3 protein-coding genes are annotated in these 4,382 nt (G+C 74.0%); 1 reads left to right on the forward strand and 2 read right to left on the reverse strand.

What is annotated here, in order from left to right; genetic code table 11:
- Window positions 1-1,010: aldehyde dehydrogenase family protein (locus AC5LSR_RS21970; RefSeq protein ID WP_493468934.1), on the reverse strand; the 1,010-nt coding region annotated here is incomplete at its 3' end.
- 123 nt (window positions 1,011-1,133) lie between these two features.
- Window positions 1,134-2,777 (reverse strand): L-lysine 6-transaminase, encoded by a 1,644-nt coding sequence (gene lat, locus AC5LSR_RS21975; RefSeq protein WP_493468935.1) that lies wholly within the window; start codon window positions 2,775-2,777, stop codon window positions 1,134-1,136.
- Between the two features lie 240 nt (window positions 2,778-3,017).
- Between lat and AC5LSR_RS21980 the strand changes: the two genes are divergently transcribed.
- A partial coding sequence (locus AC5LSR_RS21980) for a serine/threonine-protein kinase (protein WP_493468936.1) occupies window positions 3,018-4,382 on the forward strand: 1,365 nt, incomplete at its 3' end.

Consider the following 4,382-nt stretch of genomic DNA (forward strand, 5'->3'; position numbering starts at 1 on the left):
ACCGGGTCGCCGATGCGCGCGTCCTCGACCGCGGCCACCAGCCGGCGCAGGAACTCCCCGTGCACGGACTCGTGCACGATCGCCGTCCCCAGCGAGGTGCACCGCTGCCCGGCGGTGGCGAACCCGGAGAACACCGCGCCGGCGGCCGCCGCGTCGAGGTCGGCGTCGGGCGCGACGACCATCGGGTTCTTCCCGCCCAGCTCCAGGCAGGGGGTCTGCAGGTGCCGGCCGCACAGTTCGCCGATCATCCGCCCGACCTCGGTCGACCCGGTGAAGCCGACCTTGTCGACGAGCCCGGCGTCCAGGGCGCGCTCCAGGCCGGTGAACGTCTCCACGCCCTCGGCCGGCACGAGCCCGACCGCGCCGTGGGGCACCCCGGCACGCAGGATCAGCTCGGTGAACGCCTGCGCGCACGCGGCCGCGTAGACCGCCGGCTTCCACACGACGGTGTTGCCGCACAGCAGCGCCGGCACGATGTACCAGGACGGCACCGCCACCGGGAAGTTCCCGGCGGTGATCACCACCATGACGCCGACCGGTTCCCGGAAGGTGAACAGCTGTTTGTCCGGCATCTCCGACGGCACGGTCTCGCCGTAGAGGCGCCGGCCCTCCCCGAGGAAGAAACGGCAGGTGTCGACGACCTCCTGCACCTCGCCGCGGGCCTCGGCCAGCGGCTTGCCGACCTCGCGCGTCACCAGCCGGGCCAGCGCCTCGGCGTTGGCCTCGACGAGGTGCCCAAGGTTCGCGATGACGCTGCCGCGGACCGGCGCGGGCACGTCCGCCCAGCCCGGTGCCGCCGCCCGCGCGGCGGCGCAGGCGTCCAGCAGGTCGGCGGGGCCGGCGAGGCTCACCTCGGCGACCACCTCGTCGAGGTGAGCCGGATTCGTCGAACGGGTCACGGCCCGGGCCGCCGCCGGCCGCCGGCCGGTGGGCCCGGCTCCGTCACCGATCAGTAGCTCCACCCGGCGCGGCGGGACGGCCGGGCGGGGCGGCGCCTGATGGATCTTCATGTCGACGACCTCACCATCCAGTCGATCATCTGACGGACCATGCAGTCGATCATCCGGAGCGGCCCGGGCCACCCAGCCCCGAATCCGGTCATCCGGTTATCCGGTCATCCGGTCGGGATCCGATCATAGAGTCGGGACGCGGGCGAGGACCCGGCCCAGGGCGGCCACGCCGAGCTCCAGCTCGGCCGCGGAGACGGTCAGCGCCGGCCGGAACCGCAGCGCGCGGACACCCGCGGGCAGCACCAGCACGCTCTCCTCGGCCCGCAGCCGGCGGACCACGTCGTCCCGGCACCGCGCCGAGGGGAGGTCGATCGCGCACAGCAGCCCGCGCCCACGCGGGTTCGACACCAGCGACGGATACTTCCCGGCGAGCCCGCCGAGGGCGGCGAGCAGGTCGCGGCCGAGATCGCCGGCGCGGGCGAACAGCCCGTCGGCCGCCATCACCTCGAGCATGCGCCGCGACCGGACCATGTCGACCAGGCCGCCGCCCCAGGTCGAGTTGATCCGCCCCGGCACCCGGAAGACGTTGTCGGCCACCTCGTCCACCCGCCGGCCGGCCATCACCCCGCCGAGCTGCACCTTCTTGCCGAACGCGACGACGTCCGGACGCAGGCCCAGCTGCTGGTAGGCCCAGGCCGAACCGGTCATCCCCACCCCGGTCTGCACCTCGTCGAGGACGAACAACGCGTCGTGGGCGCGGCAGAGGCGTTCCATCGCCGAGAGGAACTCGGCCCGCAGGTGGTTGTCGCCGCCCTCGCACTGGATCGGCTCGGCCAGGAAGCAGGCGATGTCATGAGGATGGCGGGCGAACGCGGCCTCGGCCTGGGCCAGCGCGGCCGCCTCGGCCTCGGCGAGGCGGGCCAGGCCGCGCGCGTCCAGCGGGAACCTGACCGCCGGCGGGTCGATGCGGGGCCAGTCGAAGACGGGGAACCGGTCGGTCTTGACCGGGTCGGTGTTGGTCACCGACAGGGTGTATCCGCTGCGGCCGTGGAAGGCATGCCGCAGGTGCAGCACCCGCCGGCCCAGCGAGGCGGGCCGGCCGGCCTGGGCGTTGTGCCGACTCTTCCAGTCGAAGGCGCACTTCAGCGCGTTCTCGACGGCGAGCGCCCCGCCTTCGACGAAGAAGAGGTGCGGCAGCTCCGGGTCACCGAGGACGCGGGTGAACGTCTCGACGAACCCGGCGTAGGCGGCGGTGGCGATGTCGGAGTTGGCCGGCTTGTTCACCGCCGCGGCGGTGAGCTCGGCGAGGAAGGCGGGGTCGCCGGTCAGCTCCGGCGGGTTGATCCCCAGCGGCGCGGACGCGAAGAAGCTGTAGAGGTCCAGGTAGCGCCGGCCGTCCCGGGCGTCCACGAGCCAGCTCCCGCGGCTGCGCTCAAGATCGAGGACGATACCGAAGCCGTCCGCGATGACGTGGCGGCCGAGCACGTCGAGAACGTCGCGCGGCGCTACCACCGCGCCCGTCGTGCCCGCCGCGCCCACCGCGCCCACCGCGCCCGCCGTAACCGCCGTAACCGCCGTAACCGCCGTGACCGCCGTGACCGCCGCGTCCGTCGCGTCCGCCGTGACCGCCGTGACCGCCGTGACCGCGGGACCAAAAATAGCGGGCGTGGCCGTGCCGGCGGGCGCGTCGACGAGCGTGCCGCGCGCGGCCGGGCGGGTGCGCGCGGGAGGGGCCGCGGTGGCGGCCCACCCCCGGACGGGCGCGGCCGTCGGCGTCGGTGTGGCGGTGGCGCCGGATGTGGCGCCGGATGTGGAGGTGGTCGACATCCTGCTTCCCCTTTCCGTGCGGAGCTCCCCAAGGGAAAAGAAATCTTTCCGTTGATACCTTGAGATCATTAATATACTAGATCAAATTTCCGAGATCCAGAGAAATTTTTTTGCCCTACGTCGATAACGCCGAATGATCGACATAAGCCACCTGGCGCCGGCAGCGGGTGACGGGTATCAGGGAGAATCAGGTGCGCCAGCCGCCGGTGCCGCGGGTGGACGGCGTCCGAAGGGAGAAGCGTGCTCCAGCCACTGTCCAGCGACGACCCGCGACAGATCGGGCCATACCGGCTACAGGGCCGGATCGGCGCCGGTGGCATGGGCACCGTCTACCTCGGGTTCGGCGCGGACGGCCGGCCGGCGGCGGTCAAGGTGCCCTCCCCCGGCCTCGCCGACGACCCGGAGTTCCGCAGCCGCTTCCGCACTGAGGTCGCCGCCGCCCGGCGGGTACGCGGCGGCAGTGTGGCCGCCGTCCTCGACGCCGACCTCGACGGCCCGCGCCCCTGGATGGCGGCCGAATACGTCGAGGGCCGCAGCCTGACCGACGCGGTGGCCGGGCGCGGGCCCTTCACCGGGCACCTGCTCGACGGGCTGGCGGTCGGGCTCGCCGACGCCCTGGTCGCCATCCACGCCGCCGGCGTGATCCACCGCGACCTCAAGCCGTCCAACATCCTGGTCACCTGGGAGGGCCCGAAGGTCATCGACTTCGGGATCGCGCGGGCGGCCGACTCGACCAGCCACACCCGCACCGGCACCCTGATCGGCACCATCGTCTGGATGGCCCCCGAGCAGCTGCGGGGTGAGCGCGCCGGCCCCGCCGCCGACATCTTCGCCTGGGGCGCCTGCATGGCCTTTGCCGCCACCGGCCGCCAGCCGTTCGCCGGCGAACGGCCCGAGGCGGTCGCAGTACAGATCATGACCGCCGAGCCCGACCTCACCGGCGTCCCCGCCCACCTCGCCCCGGTGCTGGCCACGGCGCTCGACAAGGACCCGGCACGGCGCCCGACCGCCGCGCACCTCGTCGCCCGGCTCGTCGGGCACGACGTCGCCGACGCGGGCGAATCCGTCCGGGCGACCGAGACCGCCCTGGCCCGCTGGTGGTTACTGACACCCCCGCCCACCTCGGCGCCCGCCGGGCCGCCGCCCGCCGCCGGGCCGCCGGCCGACGCCTACCAGCAGCCGTTCCAGCAGCAGTCCTATCCCCAGGCGCCCTACCAGCAGACGGCGCCACCGGGGTTCGGGCACACACCGGCCCACCAGCCGCAGTGGGACCAGACACCGGCCGGCCATCACCACCCACCACACAACGCACCGGGCCATGGCCCTGATTACGGCCCCGGTCACAGCCCCGGTCACAGCCCGGGCCCGGCGTACGGGCCGGTGCCGCCCGGCCCGTCACGGCCTCGCCGGCGCGGCCGGCTCGCCACCGTGGTGGTGGCGCTGCTGGCGCTGGCCGGCCTCGGCGGGGTGGCCACCGCGCTGACCCTGCGTGATCGGGATTCCCAGCTCAGCGCGCAGACCAGCGTGGCGTCACCGTCATACCCGCAGGTCACCAGCTCGGCCCGGACGTCGACGGCCCGCCGCAGCCCCACCGCGAGCCCACGC

Source organism: Protofrankia sp. CiP1_Cm_nod4 (assembly GCF_982290645.1).